A 15,920-nucleotide genomic window follows, 5' to 3' on the forward strand; every position below is an offset into this window, starting at 1 on the left:
GATCGACGCCGGGGCCTGAAAGACCAGGGCCCGGAAGCGCACCGCAACCGCGCCGTCAGTGCAGCAGCGTGTCGATGAGCAGCTTCAGGTTCAGCACCACGATCAGCGCAGCGATCCCCCAGGCCAGCCAGGCCAGCCCGCGGCGCACGACCAGCGGACCCATCCGAGGCTTGTCGGTGACGAAGCGCACCAGCGGGATCACCGCGAACGGCAACTGCATCGACAGCACCACCTGGCTCAGCACCAGCAGCTTGGCGGTGCCCTGTTCGCCGTACAGCGAGGTCACCGCCACCACCGGCACGATCGCCAGGCCGCGGGTCAGCAGGCGCCGCGCCCATGGCGGCAGGCGCAGGTGCAGGAAGCCTTCCATCACGATCTGCCCGGCCAGGGTGGCGGTGACGGTGGAATTGATGCCGGAGGCCAGCAGCGCCACCGCGAACAGGGTCGAGGCCAGGCCGACGCCGAGCATCGGCGCCAGCAGTTCGTGGGCCTGTTCGATTTCCTGCACGTCGGTGCGGCCGTGCGCATGGAATACCGCGGCGGCCAGGATCAGGATCGCGGCGTTGACGAACAGCGCCAGGCTCAGCGCGATGGTGCTGTCGGCCAGCGCCCAGCGCAGCGCCGAGCGGCGGCCCTGATCGGTGCGCTCGTAGGCGCGGGTCTGCACGATCGAGGAATGCAGGTACAGGTTGTGCGGCATCACCGTCGCGCCGATGATGCCGATCGCCAGGTACAGCGCGGCCGGGTCGGTGACCACCTGCGTGCGCGGGATGAAGCCGGTCAGCACCTCGCGCAGCGGCGGCGCGGCCAGCACGATCTGCACCAGGAAGCAGGCGAAGATCACCATCAGCAGGGCGATCACGAACGCTTCCAGCGCGCGAAAGCCGCGGCGCATCAGGAACAGCACCAGCAGCGCGTCGATCGAGGTGATGATCGCGCCGGCGGTGAGCGGGATGCCGAACAGCAGCTTCAACGCGATCGCGGTGCCGATCACCTCGGCCAGGTCGCAGGCGACGATGGCCGCCTCGCAGGCCAGCCACAGCAGGAAGTTCACCGGCTTGGAATAGTGCGCGCGGCAGGCCTGGGCCAGATCCAGGCCGGTGGCGATGCCCAGGCGCGCGGCCAGCCCCTGCAGCACGATCGCCATCAGGTTGGAGAGCAGGATCACCGACAGCAGCAGATAGCCGAAGTGCGAGCCGCCGGCGATGTCGGTCGCCCAGTTGCCCGGATCCATGTAGCCGACCGAGACCATGTAGCCGGGCCCGAGGAAGGCCAGGAAGCGGCGCCAGCCAAGGCCGTTGCGTGGCACGGCGACGCTGGCATGCATGGCGCCCAGGCTGGGGCGCGCTTCGCCACGGCTTGCGTGCTCGGCAGCGGAACTCGGCAGGGGCAGGGGGGCGGCCATGGCGACGACGGGGTGGGGCGGGGTGCAAACGAGTATATAGCAGGTGCTATATGGATTAGCATTGGCAATTCAAATCGCTGCGATAGCCCGGATTTCGGCCAGAATAGGCAGGTGGTCGGCAGGGCGCCGGCACCGGACAAGGGCGTTGCAATGCAGAAAAGCGGGAAGTCGATGGCGCCGCCGGCGGTGCTGCTCGACGCCGAAGTGCAGGTCGAAAGCTTCCGCCAGGTGCGCGAGGCGCACCGCCTGGAGCTGATCGAGGACTACGTGGAGCTGATTTCCGACCTCCTCGCCGATGGCGGCGAAGCGCGGCAGGTGGATATCGCCGCGCGCCTGGGCGTGGCCCAGCCGACCGTGGCCAAGATGCTCAAGCGCCTGGTCAAGGGCGGCTGGGTGGTGCAGCGCCCCTACCGTGGCGTGTTCCTCACCCCTGAGGGCGAGGCGCTGGCCGCGGCCAGCCGGCAGCGCCACCAGACCGTGGAGCAGTTCCTGCTGGCCTTGGGCATCGACGCCGACACCGCGCGCCGCGATGCCGAGGGCATCGAGCATCACGTCAGCGAAGCGACGCTAGCGGTGTTCGCCGAATTCGTGCGCAAGCACGGCGCGTCGCGATGACTGTCGGCGACGACGCGCAACTGGCGCGCGACGCGCACTGGATGCGGCACGCGCTGGCCCTGGCCGAGCGCGCCGAGCGCGAGTTCGACGAGATCCCGGTCGGCGCGGTCCTGGTCTCGGCCGAGGATGAGGTGTTGGGCGAGGGCTGGAACCTCAACATCGCCGAACACGATCCCAGCGCGCATGCCGAGATCGTCGCGCTGCGGCAGGCCGGCCGCCGGCTCGGCAACCATCGCCTGGTCGGCAGCCGCCTGTACGTGACTCTGGAACCGTGCGCGATGTGCGCGATGGCGGTGGTGCATGCGCGGGTGGCGGAGCTGGTCTACGCCGCCACCGATCCCAAGACCGGGGCCTGCGGCAGCGTGTTCGACCTGATCGCCGACCCGCGCCACAACCATCGCGTGCAGGTCCGCGGCGGGGTGCTGGCGACGGCGGCCAGCACGCGCCTGACCAACTATTTCCGCGCCAAGCGCGGCAAGCCGCCGCTCGGCGCGTGAGTGCCACGCCCCTGCCGGCGACCCAGGCCACGCGGTATCATTGAAGGCTGATACGACACTTCCGCGCCGGCCTCGCCGCCGCGAACGACAGGACGGTGATATGGCGCAAGCGCACGTGGCGAACGATCGGCTGATCTGGATCGATCTGGAAATGACCGGCTTGGATACCGATCGCGATTCGATCATCGAAATCGCCACGGTGGTGACCGACGCGCAGCTCAACGTGCTGGCCGAAGGCCCGGAGTTCGCCATCGCCCATCCGCTGCAGACGCTGGAGGCGATGGACGAGTGGAACCGCAACCAGCACCGCCATTCCGGTCTGTGGCAGCGCGTGCTCGACAGCCAGGTCACGCTGGCGCAGGCCGAGGCCGAGACCATGGCGTTCCTGACCCAGTGGTGCAAGCCCGGCACCTCGCCGATGTGCGGCAACTCGATCTGCCAGGACCGGCGTTTCCTGCACCGGCAGATGCCGCGGCTGGAGCGGTTCTTCCACTACCGCAATCTTGACGTGTCGACGTTGAAGGAACTGGCGCGGCGCTGGGCGCCGGCGGTGTCGGCCGGCCTGACCAAGACCTCCTCGCATACCGCGCTCAGCGACGTGCACGATTCCATCGACGAACTGCGCTACTACCGTCCCTTCATGGGCAGGCTGGGCGGGCAGGGCGAGGGCTGATCCGCGAGCCTTGCGCGTCGGGGCGCATGCGGAACACCGCCCGACGCTCGTCGGGCGGATGCAGTGGTGCAGGAATACAGAAGGTGAAGCCGACGCTCAGCGCGCCAGCGGCGGCCCCGGCTTGGTCTCGCCGTCGTCGGTGACGCCTTTGGTCAACAATTCCGCGATCGGGCGGCCGTCGGCATCGTGGTGGTACACGTGCAGGTCGCGCTGCGGATACGGAATGCTCAGCCCGTTCTCCAGCAGCTGGTTGCGGATCTGCTCCAGCGTGCTGCTCTTGGCCGCGCCGAAATCGCTGTTCTTGGCATAGCCGAATAACATCAGGTCCACCGTGCTCTCGCCCAGGTTGGTGACCTGCACGAACGGGGCGGGCGTCTTCAGGATGTTCGGATTCTCCTGCGCGATCTGCAGCAACAACTCCTGCGCCTTCTTCAGGTCGTCGCCGTAGCCGACGCCGACGGTGATCTCCAGGCGCCGGTTGGGCAGGGTGCTGTAGTTGACGATCGGCGCGGTGGTGATGGTGCTGTTGGGCAGGGTCACCATGCGCTCGTCGAAGGTGCGGATGCGGGTCTGGAAGATACGGATCTCGTCGACCACGCCTTCCTGCCCAGCCACCACCACGTGGTCGCCATCGCGCATCGGCCGCAGCACGATCAGCATCACCCCGGAGGCGATATTGGACAGCGAGTCCTTCAGCGCCAGGCCCACTGCCAGGCCGGCGGCGCCGAGCACGGCGAACAGCGAGGTCGGCGGTACGCCGATCTTCTGCAGCGCGGTGACCAGCACCAGCACCAGCATCAACGCATAGGCGACGTTGCGCAGGAAGTTGCTGAGCGTGGTTTCCACCCGCGCCCGCAGCAGCGCTCTGCGCAGCCATTCGCTCAGGCGTTTGGCGATCCACATCCCGACCATCAGGATCAGGATCGCCACGCCCCAGTTGAGCGCGTACTGAGCCCAGTCCAGCGTCCGCCAGTCGAACGGGCGCGCCGCCCGCGCCGCAGGCGCAGCGGTCGTGGCCGCCGTCAGTGCCGTCAGCCACGACTGCATCGGCATCACCCCTGGCTCTTGAGCTTGGCCAGGCGCAGCCAGGTGTCGACCACGGTGTCTGGATTCAGCGACACCGACTCGATGCCTTCCTGCATCAGCCACTCGGCCAGGTCCGGGTGATCCGACGGGCCCTGGCCGCAGATGCCCACGTACTTGCCCTTGGCGCGCGCGGCCTTGATCGCCATCGACAGCATCTTCTTGACCGCCGGATTGCGCTCGTCGAACAGGTGCGCCACGATCGAGGAGTCGCGGTCCAGGCCCAGGGTGAGCTGGGTGAGATCGTTGGAGCCGATCGAGAAGCCGTCGAAGATCTCCAGGAATTCCTCGGCCAGCAGCGCGTTCGACGGCACCTCGCACATCATGATGATCTTCAGGCCGTTCTCGCCCTGGCGCAGACCGTTGCTGGCCAACACCTCGACGACCTTGCGGCCTTCCTCGAGGGTGCGCACGAACGGAATCATGACCCACATGTTGTCCAGGCCCATCTCGTTGCGGACCTTGAGCACGGCCTTGCATTCCAGCGCGAACGCCGCAGCGAAGCTCGGGTCGACGTAGCGGCTGGCACCGCGGAAGCCGATCATCGGGTTCTCTTCGTGCGGTTCGTAGTTGCTGCCGCCGATCAGGTTGGCGTACTCGTTGGACTTGAAGTCCGACAGGCGCACGATCACCGGGTGCGGCGCCACCGACGCGGTCAGCGTGGCGATGCCTTCGGCGAGGCGGTTGACGTAGAAGCTCACCGGGTCGGCGTAACCGGCGATCTTCGCGTCGATCTTCTTCTTGGTCGCCGCATCCTGCTTGGCGTATTCCAGCAGCGCATTGGGATGGATGCCGATGTGCGCGGCGATGATCATTTCCAGGCGCGCCAGGCCGATGCCGGCATTGGGCAGCTGGCCGAAATCGAACGCGCGCTCCGGGTTGGCCACGTTCATCATGATCTTCAGCGGCGCCGGCGGCATGTTGCCCAGGTCCGTGGTGGTGCGCTCGAACGGCAGGCGCTCGCCATAGATGTAGCCGGTGTCGCCTTCGGCGCAGCTGACCGTCACTTCCTTGCCGTCCTCGACCAGCTCCATCGCGTTGCCGGTACCGACCACCGCCGGCACGCCCAGCTCGCGGGCGATGATCGCCGCGTGGCAGGTGCGGCCGCCGCGGTTGGTGACGATCGCCGAGGCGCGCTTCATCACCGGCTCCCAATCGGGATCGGTCATGTCCGCGACCAGCACGTCGCCGGGCTGCACCCGGTTCATGTCGTCCAAGCTGCGTACCACGCGGGCGACGCCGGCGCCGATCTTCTGGCCGATGGCACGGCCTTCGGCGATCACCTCGCCGCGCTGCTGCAGCGCGAAGCGTTCGATCTGAGTGGCGTGGCCGCGCGACTTCACCGTTTCCGGGCGCGCCTGCACGATGAACAGCTTGCCGCTGACGCCGTCCTTCGCCCACTCGATGTCCATCGGCCGCTGGTAGTGCTGCTCGATCACCAGCGCCTGCTTGGCCAGTTCCTGCACATCCTCGTCGTTGATCGAGAAGGTGTTGCGCAGTTCGGCCGGGGTGTCCTCGATGCGCACGCGCTCGCCGGGCACGTCCGAATACACCATGCGGATCAGCTTGCTGCCCAGCGAACGGCGCAGGATCGCCGGCTTGCCGGCCTTGAGGGTGGGCTTGTAGACGTAGAACTCGTCGGGATTGACCGCGCCCTGCACGACCATCTCGCCGAGGCCGAAGCTCGAGGTAACGAACACCACGTCACGGAAACCGGATTCGGTGTCCAGGGTGAACAGCACGCCGGAGGAGCCGACGCCGGAGCGCACCATCAACTGCACGCCGGCCGAAAGGAACACGTCCTCGTGCTTGAAGCCGTGGTGCACGCGGTAGGCGATGGCGCGATCGTTGTAGAGGCTGGCGAAGACTTCCTTGACCTTGTGCACGACATCGTCGGCGCCGGTCACGTTGAGGAAGGTCTCCTGCTGGCCGGCGAAGCTGGCGTCGGGCAGGTCTTCGGCGGTCGCCGAGGAGCGCACCGCCACGGCCACGTCGCCGCCGCCGTTCTCGCTGCATAGCTGCGCATAGGCCTCGCGGATCGCCTGGTCCAGTTCCGGCTGCAGCGGCGCGTCGATCACCCAGCCGCGGATTTCCTTGCCGGCGGCGGTCAGTGCGCCCACGTCTTCCACGTCCAGCGTAGCCAGCTTGTCGAAGATGCGCTGGTACAGATCGTTGTGGGCGACGAAGGCCTTGAACGCTTCGGCAGTGGTGGCGAAGCCGCCCGGCACGGACACGCCGAGGCCCGCCAGGTTGCCGATCATTTCGCCGAGGGAGGAATTCTTGCCACCAACGCGAGCCAGGTCGGCCAGGCGCAGCTCATGCAACCACAGGATGTTCTCGTTCAAGCGCGATGCTCCGTTAGGCCATCGCCCGAGGCGGGCTGAATGGCCGCGTCCGTTAGGGAAGAAGCCGATATGATGCAGTGCGCACCCGAGCCGGCACAAGCGAAGCGGGCGCATCCGTTGGGTTTCAGCCAGGAGAATGCAGGCAATGTCGACGATCAGACCGGTGTTCTACGTGTCCGATGGAACCGGTATCACCGCTGAAACCATTGGGCATAGCCTGCTCACCCAGTTCAGCGGTTTCAGCTTCGTCACCGACCGCATGTCGTTCGTCGACGATCCGGAAAAAGCCCGTGACGCGGCGCAGCGCATCCATGCCGCGGGCGAGCGCTATCAGGTTCGGCCGATCGTGGTCAACTCCTGCGTCGATCCGCAACTGAGCATGTTGCTGGCCGAGAGCGGGGCGCTGATGCTCGACGTGTTCGCGCCCTTCATCGAGCCGCTGGAGCGCGAATTGAACGCGCCGCGGCACTCGCGGGTGGGGCAGGCGCACGGTCTGGTCGATTTCGAGACCTACCACCGCCGCATCAACGCGATGAACTTCGCACTCGCGCACGACGACGGCATCGCGCTCACCTACGACGAGGCCGACGTGATCCTGGTGGCGGTCTCGCGCGCGGGCAAGACGCCGACCTGCATCTACCTGGCACTGCATTACGGCGTGCGCGCGGCCAACTATCCGTTGACCGACGAGGATCTGGAGAGCGATCGGTTGCCGCCGCGGTTGCGCGCCTACCGCAACAAGCTGTTCGGGCTGACCATCGATCCGGAACGGTTGCAGCAGATTCGCCAGGAGCGGCGGCCGAATTCGCGCTACTCCAGTGCGGAGACCTGCCGGCGCGAAGTGGCGGCCGCCGAAACCATGTTCCGCATGGAGCGGATTCCGACCCTGAGCACCACGCATACCTCGATCGAGGAGATTTCCAGCAAGGTGCTGACGACGCTGGGACTGCAGCGCGAGATGTTCTGAGCGGGCCGGGCCGCTCCTGGCGGCAATGGAATTTCCGCACGTCGCCGCATGGATTTCCACGGTAGGCCGCCGGCGCCGATCCGTCAATGCTGCCGCCGGCGCGATCCAGCGTGTAGGATCGGTCCATGCAGCACGCCATGACCCGCAGCGAACGCATCCCCCGGCTCAGCCGTTTCGGCTGGCTGATGGGGCTGTACGCCGAAAACTATCTGCACCTGAACCGCCTGTTCGTGCCGGCCGACCTCGAGGCCGGCAGCTACGTGTCCAGCATCGGCGACGGCCTGGACCTGCGCCTGGATGTGATCGAGCGGCACCGCTACACCGTCGAACTGCGCCTGACCTACGACCTGTGCGATCCGCTGACCGGGGAGCCGGACCCATCGGCCTACGTGCGCCTGTACCTGGACGCGCGCCAGGCTGAGACGACGCATTGCTACGTCGGCCGCCGCTGGCAGGACGTGATGGGGCTGTACCCGCCGCCGGCGGAGCTGATCAGCCACCGCATGCGCATGAACACCTTCCTCGGCAAATGGCTGGAGTACCTGGCCGAGCGCGGCCACGGCGTGGCCACGCTGCGACCGGCGCCGCCCCTGCCGCGCGACGCCGCGACGCCGGCCGTTTAAACGTCTAGCCTCAGGCTAGACCAGGCGACAGCGCGGATACGGCATACTGCGCGCCCGTCGCCCTCCGCCGTCACCGCATGCCTTACACCCCCATCGTCGCCACCTTGGGCTACGTGCTCTCGCCCGACCGTACCCAGGTGCTGCTGGTCCACCGCAATGCCCGGCCCGGCGACCATCACCTGGGCAAGTACAACGGTCTTGGCGGCAAGGTGGAGGCGGACGAGGACGTGCTGGCCTGCATGCGCCGCGAGATCCTGGAAGAGGCCGGCATCACCTGCGAGGCGCTGCAATTGCGCGGCACCATCAGCTGGCCGGGGTTCGGCAAGCACGGCGAGGACTGGCTGGGTTTCGTGTTCCTGATCGAGGCTTACACGGGCGAGCCGTTCGCCGAGAACGCGGAGGGCACGTTGGCCTGGGTGCCGATCGCGCAGATGGACACGCTGCCGCTGTGGGAGGGCGACCGTCACTTCCTGCCGCTGGTGTTCGACGGCGACCCGCGCCCGTTCCACGGGGTCATGCCGTACCGCGACGGGCGCATGCAGTCCTGGCGCTATTCGCGGGTCTGACACGCTCGCGCTGCCATAAAGCCCCTCTCCCTTCGGGAGAGGGGTTGGGGGTGAGGGTACGACGCGAAAGCGTCTCGCGGAGTTTGGGTGCACGAGGCTTCGCCCGCACCCTCATCCGCCCCTTCGGGGCACCTTCTCCCAATGAGAGAAGGGAACAGCCTAAGCCCCTCTCCCACCGGGAGAGGGGTTGGGGGTGAGGGTACGACGCGAAAGCATCTCGCGGAGTTTGGGTGCACGAGGCTTCGCCCGCACCCTCATCCGCCCCTGCGGGGCACCTTCTCCCAATGAGAGAAGGGAACAGCCTAAGCCCCTCTCCCGCCGGGAGAGGGGTTGGGGTGAGGGTACGGCGCGAAAGCGTCTCGCGGAGTTTGGGTGCACGAGGCTTCGCCCGCACCCTCATCCGCCCCTGCGGGGCACCTTCTCCCGAGGGGAGAAGGAAGAGCGCTAGCGCCTCTCCCGTCGTCCGGCGCACCGCTCGGTCGCCCCCGCGTGACGCCGCGTCGGGCTTGTCCACAGCGGCTGTGGATCGATCCTGCACAAGCCTGTGGGCAAGCGTGGCAAGTCACTGAAATGGCTGCCCGATTTTGCCGGGTGGTGAAAATTTCAGCAGTCCCGGTCGCGCTTCTCCACAGCCGGTGTGGATGAAATCGCACGAACGCTGTGGATAAGATCCGGGTGGCGTTGTGCCGCAACGGCCGTTGCCGCGCTGGCGAAAAATTCGCCAGTGTCGATCGCGCGATCCAGCAGCCGGACCTGCGTGCTTGCCGCAGCGCTATTGCGCGGTCCAGCCGCCGTCGATGGCGATGGTCTGCGCGGTGATGTTGCGCGCCGCTGGCGAGGCCAGGAACGCCACGCAGCCGGCCAGTTCGTCGTAGGCGATGAACACGCCCTTGGGCATCGGCTTGAGCATCACCTGGGCGATCACGTCAGCTTCGGAAATGCCGCGGGTGCGCGCCTGGTCGGCGATCTGCTTGTCCACCAGCGGCGTTTTCACATAGCTGGGGCAGAGCGTGTTGATGGTGATGTCGGTATCGGCGGTTTCCAGCGCGATCACCTTGGAGAAGCCGACCAGGCCGTGCTTGGCGGCGACGTAGGCGCTCTTGTACGGGCTGGCGACCAGCGAGTGGATGCTGCCGATGTTGACGATGCGGCCGAAGCCGCGCTCGCGCATGCCCGGCAGCACCGCCTGGGTCAGCCGCGCCACGCCGGTCAGCATCACCTCCACCAGCAGGCTCCACCTGTCCATCGGGAACTCCTGCAATGGCGCCACGTGCTGCAGCCCGGCGTTGTTGACCAGCACGTCCACCGGCCGGCTGACGGCGGCCAGCGCCGCCGCGATGCTGTCTGCGCTGGCCACGTCCAGCGCCACCGCCTCGGCCGAGCCGCCGGCCTGGCGCAACTGCGCGGCGACCGCGTCGGCGGCAGCCAGGTCGAGGTCGCTGACGACGATGTGGCGGCCGCCCGCGGCCAGTTCGTGGGCGATGCCGGCGCCGATGCCGCTGGCGGCGCCGGTGATCAGGACGGTCTGCATGGGGAGTGCCTGCGCGGAAGTGGGGAGCGCCCAGCGTAGCAGCGCGCGGCGACGCCCGGCAGCGGCCGCTCGCCAGTGCGGCGGCGCCACGCTACCCTGTGCCGTCGCTCGCCGCTCACGCCGGATCCGCCACGTTATGCCGATGAAACGCCACTTCTCCATGCTGCGCGAGTTCCAGCTGGCCGACTGGTTCACCCTGGCCAATGCCTTCTGCGGCACCGGCGCGGTGTTCGCGGCGATGCGCTTCCTGCAGGACGGACGCCGCAGCGATCTGCTGTTCGGCATGGCGCTGATCCCGCTGGCGTTCGTGTTCGACGCGCTGGACGGCCGGGTGGCGCGCTGGCGCAAGTCGTCCTCGACCCTGGGCCGCGAGCTGGACTCGCTGGCCGACGTGATCTCCTTCGGCGTGGCCCCGGCCGCGCTCGCCTATGCCTGCGGCATGCAGGGCGGCTGGGACTGGCTGGTGCTGAGTTTCTTCGTCTGCTGCGGGGTCAGCCGCCTGGCGCGCTATAACGTCACCGCCGAGCAGATCGCCGGCGACGGCGACAAGGTGCCGTACTTCGAGGGCACGCCGATCCCGAGCAGTCTGGGCTTGGTCATCGTGCTGGCGGTCGCCGCGCACCTTGGCCATATCGGCGATGCCTTGTGGTGGGGCGAATGGCGACTGGGGCCGTGGCTGCTGCACCCGCTGTCGCTGCTGTTCGCCTTGTCCGGCTCGCTGATGATCAGCAAGACGCTGCGCATTCCCAAGCCCTGATCGCAGCGGGTTGCTATCATCGCGGGCTAGTTCGGGAGAGTGGCGATGAAGGCTAGCGGCGGCGGTGGCGCCGGCGATTTCGAGGCGATGACGCGGCAGTACTGGGAGGCCTGGAGTGCCGCGTTGCGCCAGGGCGCACCGGCCCCTTCGTCGGCCGCGGCTGGCGACGGCACCGGTTCCTGGCGCGAGGCGATCGCGGCCTGGAGCCAGTGGCTGCCGCGCGGCAGCGCGCCGCAGGCCGAGGACGCGGTGGCGCAGTTCCAGCAACATGCCGGCGACTGGCTCGGCGCGATGCAGCAGGTGGCCGCGCAGTTCGCCGGCCGCGACGCCAGCAGCGCCGACGTCGCCGACGCCTGGAAGCGCCAGGTGCAGGGCCAGCGCGAGCAGTTGCTGCAGTGGTTGCTGGGTGCGGTGCGCGGCACCGGTCAGGGTGGCATCGATCCGTGGTTGCAGCAGGCGGCGCAGTGGCTGCAAGGGCTGCAGCGCGACAGCGGTCCGTGGCTGCAGATGCCCGGGTTCGGCCCGGCGCGCAACCATCAGGCACGCTGGCGGGCGCTGGCCAAGGCGCAGCAGGACTACCAGGCGCAGTTGCAGGCCTATCTGGGGCTGCTGCAGGGCGCCATCGACCGCGCCTTCGGCCTGTTCGAGGAGAAGCTGCGCGGCCACGAGGACCCGGGCCGGCAACTGACCAATGCGCGGGCGATGTTCGACCTGTGGATCGATGCGGCCGAGGAGGCCTATGCGGCGGCCGCGCTGTCGCCGGAGTTCCGCCAGGTCTACGCAGACGTCGCCAACGCGCAGATGCGCCTGCGCGCCCTGCTGCAGCGCGAGACCGAGCAGGTCTGCGAGCAGGTTGGCCTGCCCACACGCACCGAACTGGATGCCGCGCATCGGCGTATCGCCGACCTGGAACGGCGGCTGCGGCGGATCGAGCGCGCAGAAGGGCAGGGTGCGCCTGCCGCGCCTGCACCTGCTGCTGCGCCCCCTCCTTCTGCGCCGCGGAAAAGCGCCAGGAAGACCGCCGCCAAGCCCGCCGCTGCGAAGGCGGCAGCAGGCGCACCCGAATCCAAATCCAGATCCAACGCCGCCAAGCCAGCGAAGGCCGCGCCCGCCACCACGTCGCGGCGGGCGGGACCCAAGCCCGCTGGGCGTCGGAGTCGCGCATGAAGGGACCGCTGAGTTTCAGCAGCGACGATCTGCTCCAGGAAACCCTGGAGCTGCAACGCAAGCTGCTCGAAGGCCTGCGCGTGCTGCCGGGCCTGGACACGGTGGACTACGGCGCCACCGCGCGCCAGGAAGTGTGGCGCGACGGCAAGGTGGTGCTGTACCGCTTCGTCGGCGAGCGCCCGCCCACCGCCAAGGTGCCGCTGCTGATCGTCTATGCCCTGGTCAACCGCCCCTACATGGTCGATCTGCAGGCCGACCGCTCGCTGGTGCAGGGCCTGCTGGCGCTGGGCGAGGACGTCTACGTGCTGGACTGGGGCTACCCGGATCGGTCCGAGCGTTACCTGACGCTGGAGGATTACCTGCTGCGCTACATCGACGGCGCAGTGGACCATCTGCGCGCGGCCGCTGACGGTGCGCCGGTCAACATGCTCGGCATCTGCCAGGGCGGTACGTTCTCGCTGTGCTACGCGGCGCTGCAGCCGGAGAAGGTGCGCAACCTGGTCACCATGGTCACGCCGGTGGATTTCCATACCCCGGACAACATGCTGTCCAACTGGGCGCGCCAGGTCGACGTCGACCTGTTCGTGGACACGCTGGGCAACGTGCCGGCGGACCTGATGAACGTCAGCTACCTGATGCTCAAGCCGTTCCGGCTGAATCTGCAGAAGTACGTCGGTCTGCTCGACATCCTCGACGATCCGCGGGCGCTGGAAGATTTCCTGCGCATGGAGAAATGGATCTTCGATTCGCCCGATCTGGCCGGCGAGGCCTTCCGCGAGTTCGTCAAGCAGTTCTACCAGGACAATGCGCTGATGCACGGGCGCGCGCGCATCGGTGCGCACACGGTGGACCTGGGCCGGGTCACCATGCCGGTGCTCAACGTCTATGCCGAGCAGGACCACCTGGTGCCGCCGGACGCCTCGCGGGCGCTGCGCGGCGTGGTCGGCAGCCGCGACTACGCCGAGCTGAGTTTCCGCGGCGGCCATATCGGCATCTACGTCTCCGGCCGTGCCCAGCGCGAGGTGCCGGCGGCGCTGCACCGGTGGCTGGCCGAACGCGATGGCGGGCACTGAGCGCTGATCGCCGCGTTCCGTCACGCGGTGCCCGCCCGGCGCGGGTAGAGTGGGTCGCCGCCGTTGCTGGAGCCGCTGCCATGTCGCAACCCCGTTCGCTGTCGCGCTCCTTGAACGACCGCATGATCGCGGGCGTGATGGGCGGCATCGCGCACCGCTTCGGCTGGAATGCGACCCTGCTGCGGGTGCTGTACGTGGTCGGCTCGATCGTCTCGGCCGCCTTCCCCGGCATCCTGGTCTACCTGATCCTGTGGCTGCTGATTCCCAACGAAGCCGACTGAAGCGGCCGCTGCCGCCGGCCTGGCGCCGTGCCGGCATCGCCGTTGGTGTGCTGTGGACCTTGCCCAATACCTTGCTCGGTGTGCTTGCTGGGGGCATCGCGCTGGCCTTCGGTGCGCGCCTGCGCTTCAGCCGCCGCGAGCTGGCGCTGGTGTTCGAACGGATGCCGTTGCGGCCGCGCGGGGCGATGACCCTGGGCAACGTGATCCTGCTCAGCGCCGACGATCTGGACGTGGCCTGCGCCACCTACGAACACGCCGCCGGTCGTTGCCGGCATCCCGCGGTACGGCTCGGCGACCACGAACGTGCGCACGTGCTGCAGTACATGCTGCTGGGACCGTTGTTCCTGCCGGTGTACCTGGCGTGCGGCGGTGTCAGCGTGCGCAATCCATTGGAACGCGCCGCGGATCGCTATGCGCTGCAAGGCCGCGGCTGGTGGCCGGGCACTGGTTGAGTGCGTGGCGCCAGCAAACCGCTGCGTTCGCCATGCACGACGTTATCGCGTAGGAGCGGCTTCAGCCGCGACAGGGGGCGTTCCCGGGAAAGCCCGTCGCGGCTGAAGCCGCTCCTACGGAGGTACCAGTGGCGCTTGTAGCGGCTCGGGTCAGTCGAGCCGGGAGAAGCCGAACAGCTGTTTGAGCGGATGCGCATGCCGCTCGATCTGCGCGCGCAGCAGGCCGGCGCCGATCATGCTGTAGGTGATGCCGTTGCCGCCGTAGGCCATCGCAAACTGTACGCGCGGGCCGTGCTGCGGGTGCGGGCCGAAGAACGGCAGGCCGTCCTCGGTCTCGGCGAAGGTGCCGGCCCAGGCGAAGGTCGGCTGCAGCTCCAGCCCCGGCATCACCTTGGCGATCTTGCGCGACAGCGTGCGCGCCTTGCTGTCGACGCGCGCGTCGCGGCGCGCCGGCACATCCACGCTGTCGTCCTCACCGCCGGCAACGATGCGGCCATTGCCGGTGCTGCGCAGGTACAGATACGGTCGCGCGCTTTCCCAGACCATGGTGTCGCGCAGCGGGCCGAGCAGGGACGGTTCCAGCGGGTCGCTGACGAAGGCGTAGCTGCTGCGGTTGCGCGCCACACGCTGGTCAAGCCATTGCTGGTTGGCGTAGCCGGCGGCCATCACCACGTGGCCGGCGCGCACCTGCGCACCCTGGTCGGTCTGCAGGGTCACGCCGCGGCCATTGACCTGGATCCGTGCGATGCGGGTGCGGTCGTAGACGCCAACCCCGCGCCGGAAGGCGCGGCCGAGCAGGCGATAAGTGAGGCGGTACGGATCCACTCGCGCGGCCTGGTGACTGAGGATCGCGCCGTGCGCCTGGATGCCGTAGTCGGCGTCCAGGGTCTGTGCGTCCAGCCATGCCACGTCCAGGCCGTGCCGCGCACGCACCTCCAGCTCTTCCTGCAGCACCCGCACGTGCCGGCGCTTGCTGGCGTAGTACAGGCTGTCGTTCCAGCCGAAGTCGACATCGCGCAGCGGCCGCACCAGGTCGCGCAATTGCTCCAACGCCTGCGCGCAGGCGCCATAGGCGAGGGCGCCGGCCGGTTCGCCATAGCGCTTGGCCAGGTCGATCAGGTGGGTGTCGATCTCGTATTGCAGCAGCGCGGTGCTGGCCGCGGTGCTGCCCCAGCCGATGTCGCGCTGTTCCAGGACGGTCACCGTGTGTCCGTGCGCGCTCAGTTCCTCGGCGATCAGGGCACCGGTGATGCCGCCGCCGACGATGGCGACATCGCAGCGCACGTCGTCGCGCAATTGCGGAAAACTCTGCATGAGGCCGTTGCGCACCGACCAGAAGGGATAACCGCTCTTGAGATCCATGGCGCCCCGACGCAGAAAGGATGTGCGACTTACGCGCAGGCCCGGTTAAGCCCGCGTGAGGCGGGGCGGACGTCATTTTCGGGCAAACAGCCGCGATTAACCTCGGTGCAGAAGTCCCTCACATGGCGCTGTGTATGGTGCGCGCCAGTTCCACGAATTCCCTGTAGAGGAAGCGTCATGTCGGTCGTTCTGTACATCGGTGGCAGCAAGGACGGAGAGAAGGGCGTGATGCCCTACGGTTTCCGCAAGTCCATGAAGGAAACCGAGGCAGGCCCGGAAATCTACGTCGAGCGCGTGCTGGCGTTGAGCGACCGGCAGGTGCGGATCATGGCGCTGGAGTCGCTGCAGGACGATATCGTGGTAGAACGCCTGCACAGGTATTATTCGCGTTGACGCCGGCGTGCGAACCCCGGTGTGGCCGCCCGTCTAGCCGGGCCAGCGACGGTTCGCATCGACCTGCCATCGACCATGCCCGCACCAGAAATCAGCAACTGCCCGGCGCCGCACACCACCGTCGACCCTG

At 68.0% G+C, this 15,920-nt stretch carries 17 protein-coding genes; 12 read left to right on the forward strand and 5 right to left on the reverse strand.

Annotated elements, in window-relative coordinates:
• Positions 1-55 precede the first annotated feature (55 nt).
• Positions 56-1,327 (reverse strand): Nramp family divalent metal transporter, encoded by a 1,272-nt coding sequence (locus QN245_RS10105; protein ID WP_317845347.1) that lies wholly within the window; start codon positions 1,325-1,327, stop codon positions 56-58.
• A 228-nt stretch (positions 1,328-1,555) separates the two neighbouring features.
• Here QN245_RS10105 and mntR point away from each other — a divergent pair, with 228 nt between their 5' ends.
• From mntR to orn, 3 genes are all read left to right on the forward strand, one after another.
• The gene (gene mntR / locus QN245_RS10110; protein WP_160967965.1) at positions 1,556-2,020 is read left to right on the forward strand and encodes a manganese-binding transcriptional regulator MntR; all 465 of its coding nucleotides are present in this window, start codon (positions 1,556-1,558) and stop codon (positions 2,018-2,020) included.
• Positions 2,017-2,517 carry a tRNA adenosine(34) deaminase TadA gene (gene tadA / locus QN245_RS10115; protein ID WP_317845222.1) on the forward strand — a complete coding sequence of 167 codons (501 nt, stop codon included), beginning with the start codon at positions 2,017-2,019 and terminating at the stop codon, positions 2,515-2,517. Before mntR ends, tadA begins: the two co-directional genes overlap by 4 nt.
• A gap of 100 nt (positions 2,518-2,617) precedes the next feature.
• Positions 2,618-3,190, forward strand: coding sequence for an oligoribonuclease (orn, locus tag QN245_RS10120; RefSeq protein ID WP_160967969.1), 573 nt, complete (start codon positions 2,618-2,620; stop codon positions 3,188-3,190).
• A gap of 96 nt (positions 3,191-3,286) precedes the next feature.
• Here orn and QN245_RS10125 read toward each other — a convergent pair whose 3' ends face one another.
• Together QN245_RS10125 and ppsA are read right to left on the reverse strand one after the other, a co-directional pair.
• Complete coding sequence (locus QN245_RS10125; RefSeq protein ID WP_317845348.1) at positions 3,287-4,237, reverse strand: mechanosensitive ion channel family protein; 951 nt, start codon at positions 4,235-4,237, stop codon at positions 3,287-3,289.
• Between the two features lie 5 nt (positions 4,238-4,242).
• The gene (ppsA, locus tag QN245_RS10130) at positions 4,243-6,618 is read right to left on the reverse strand and encodes a phosphoenolpyruvate synthase (protein WP_160967973.1); all 2,376 of its coding nucleotides are present in this window, start codon (positions 6,616-6,618) and stop codon (positions 4,243-4,245) included.
• A gap of 145 nt (positions 6,619-6,763) precedes the next feature.
• Between ppsA and ppsR the strand changes: the two genes are divergently transcribed.
• The 3 genes from ppsR to QN245_RS10145 all read left to right on the forward strand — a co-directional run bounded on the left by ppsR (position 6,764) and on the right by QN245_RS10145 (position 8,774).
• Positions 6,764-7,585 (forward strand): posphoenolpyruvate synthetase regulatory kinase/phosphorylase PpsR, encoded by an 822-nt coding sequence (ppsR, locus tag QN245_RS10135; RefSeq protein ID WP_184447884.1) that lies wholly within the window; start codon positions 6,764-6,766, stop codon positions 7,583-7,585.
• A 125-nt stretch (positions 7,586-7,710) separates the two neighbouring features.
• Positions 7,711-8,208 (forward strand): DUF1249 domain-containing protein, encoded by a 498-nt coding sequence (locus QN245_RS10140; RefSeq protein WP_160967977.1) that lies wholly within the window; start codon positions 7,711-7,713, stop codon positions 8,206-8,208.
• A 77-nt stretch (positions 8,209-8,285) separates the two neighbouring features.
• On the forward strand, positions 8,286-8,774 hold the full coding sequence (locus tag QN245_RS10145) for an NUDIX hydrolase (RefSeq protein ID WP_317845223.1): 489 nt from the start codon (positions 8,286-8,288) through the stop codon (positions 8,772-8,774).
• A 772-nt stretch (positions 8,775-9,546) separates the two neighbouring features.
• Here QN245_RS10145 and QN245_RS10150 read toward each other — a convergent pair.
• Entirely contained in the window at positions 9,547-10,305 is a 759-nt protein-coding gene (locus QN245_RS10150) for a 3-hydroxybutyrate dehydrogenase (RefSeq protein ID WP_317845224.1), read from the reverse strand.
• A 142-nt stretch (positions 10,306-10,447) separates the two neighbouring features.
• Here QN245_RS10150 and QN245_RS10155 point away from each other — a divergent pair, with 142 nt between their 5' ends.
• From QN245_RS10155 to QN245_RS10175, 5 genes are all read left to right on the forward strand, one after another.
• A complete protein-coding gene (locus QN245_RS10155; protein ID WP_160968077.1) occupies positions 10,448-11,062 on the forward strand; it encodes a CDP-alcohol phosphatidyltransferase family protein in 615 nt (204 codons plus the stop codon).
• 45 nt (positions 11,063-11,107) lie between these two features.
• The gene (gene phaE, locus QN245_RS10160) at positions 11,108-12,229 is read left to right on the forward strand and encodes a class III poly(R)-hydroxyalkanoic acid synthase subunit PhaE (RefSeq protein ID WP_317845225.1); all 1,122 of its coding nucleotides are present in this window, start codon (positions 11,108-11,110) and stop codon (positions 12,227-12,229) included.
• Positions 12,226-13,302 (forward strand): class III poly(R)-hydroxyalkanoic acid synthase subunit PhaC, encoded by a 1,077-nt coding sequence (locus tag QN245_RS10165; protein WP_317845226.1) that lies wholly within the window; start codon positions 12,226-12,228, stop codon positions 13,300-13,302. The genes phaE and QN245_RS10165 overlap by 4 nt, the downstream gene beginning before the upstream one ends.
• Positions 13,303-13,382: 80 nt before the next feature.
• Positions 13,383-13,583: a PspC domain-containing protein gene (locus tag QN245_RS10170; protein WP_026144177.1), complete on the forward strand. Its 201-nt coding sequence runs from the start codon at positions 13,383-13,385 to the stop codon at positions 13,581-13,583.
• The gene (locus QN245_RS10175; protein WP_184647680.1) at positions 13,580-14,035 is read left to right on the forward strand and encodes a hypothetical protein; all 456 of its coding nucleotides are present in this window, start codon (positions 13,580-13,582) and stop codon (positions 14,033-14,035) included. Before QN245_RS10170 ends, QN245_RS10175 begins: the two co-directional genes overlap by 4 nt.
• Before the next feature lie 150 nt (positions 14,036-14,185).
• Here the strand turns inward: QN245_RS10175 and QN245_RS10180 are convergent, their stop codons facing one another.
• Positions 14,186-15,397 (reverse strand): NAD(P)/FAD-dependent oxidoreductase, encoded by a 1,212-nt coding sequence (locus QN245_RS10180; RefSeq protein WP_317845227.1) that lies wholly within the window; start codon positions 15,395-15,397, stop codon positions 14,186-14,188.
• Between the two features lie 177 nt (positions 15,398-15,574).
• On the opposite strand from QN245_RS10180, the gene QN245_RS10185 reads away from it, so the two are divergent.
• Positions 15,575-15,790 (forward strand): hypothetical protein, encoded by a 216-nt coding sequence (locus QN245_RS10185; RefSeq protein WP_010342968.1) that lies wholly within the window; start codon positions 15,575-15,577, stop codon positions 15,788-15,790.
• Positions 15,791-15,920: the final 130 nt, after the last annotated feature.

The organism is Xanthomonas rydalmerensis (assembly GCF_033170385.1).
GTDB classification, from domain to species: domain Bacteria; phylum Pseudomonadota; class Gammaproteobacteria; order Xanthomonadales; family Xanthomonadaceae; genus Xanthomonas_A; species Xanthomonas_A rydalmerensis.

Bases quoted from the DNA above. Each gene is read 5' to 3' on its own strand.
- QN245_RS10105 (WP_317845347.1), bottom strand. From the start codon at position 1,327: ATGCATGCCAGCGTCGCCGTGCCACGCAACGGCCTTGGCTGGCGCCGC.
- mntR (WP_160967965.1), top strand. From the start codon at position 1,556: ATGCAGAAAAGCGGGAAGTCGATGGCGCCGCCGGCGGTGCTGCTCGAC.
- tadA (WP_317845222.1), top strand. From the start codon at position 2,017: ATGACTGTCGGCGACGACGCGCAACTGGCGCGCGACGCGCACTGGATG.
- orn (WP_160967969.1), top strand. From the start codon at position 2,618: ATGGCGCAAGCGCACGTGGCGAACGATCGGCTGATCTGGATCGATCTG.
- QN245_RS10125 (WP_317845348.1), bottom strand. From the start codon at position 4,237: ATGCAGTCGTGGCTGACGGCACTGACGGCGGCCACGACCGCTGCGCCT.
- ppsR (WP_184447884.1), top strand. From the start codon at position 6,764: ATGTCGACGATCAGACCGGTGTTCTACGTGTCCGATGGAACCGGTATC.
- QN245_RS10140 (WP_160967977.1), top strand. From the start codon at position 7,711: ATGCAGCACGCCATGACCCGCAGCGAACGCATCCCCCGGCTCAGCCGT.
- QN245_RS10145 (WP_317845223.1), top strand. From the start codon at position 8,286: ATGCCTTACACCCCCATCGTCGCCACCTTGGGCTACGTGCTCTCGCCC.
- QN245_RS10150 (WP_317845224.1), bottom strand. From the start codon at position 10,305: ATGCAGACCGTCCTGATCACCGGCGCCGCCAGCGGCATCGGCGCCGGC.
- QN245_RS10155 (WP_160968077.1), top strand. From the start codon at position 10,448: ATGAAACGCCACTTCTCCATGCTGCGCGAGTTCCAGCTGGCCGACTGG.
- phaE (WP_317845225.1), top strand. From the start codon at position 11,108: ATGAAGGCTAGCGGCGGCGGTGGCGCCGGCGATTTCGAGGCGATGACG.
- QN245_RS10165 (WP_317845226.1), top strand. From the start codon at position 12,226: ATGAAGGGACCGCTGAGTTTCAGCAGCGACGATCTGCTCCAGGAAACC.
- QN245_RS10170 (WP_026144177.1), top strand. From the start codon at position 13,383: ATGTCGCAACCCCGTTCGCTGTCGCGCTCCTTGAACGACCGCATGATC.
- QN245_RS10180 (WP_317845227.1), bottom strand. From the start codon at position 15,397: ATGGATCTCAAGAGCGGTTATCCCTTCTGGTCGGTGCGCAACGGCCTC.
- QN245_RS10185 (WP_010342968.1), top strand. From the start codon at position 15,575: ATGTCGGTCGTTCTGTACATCGGTGGCAGCAAGGACGGAGAGAAGGGC.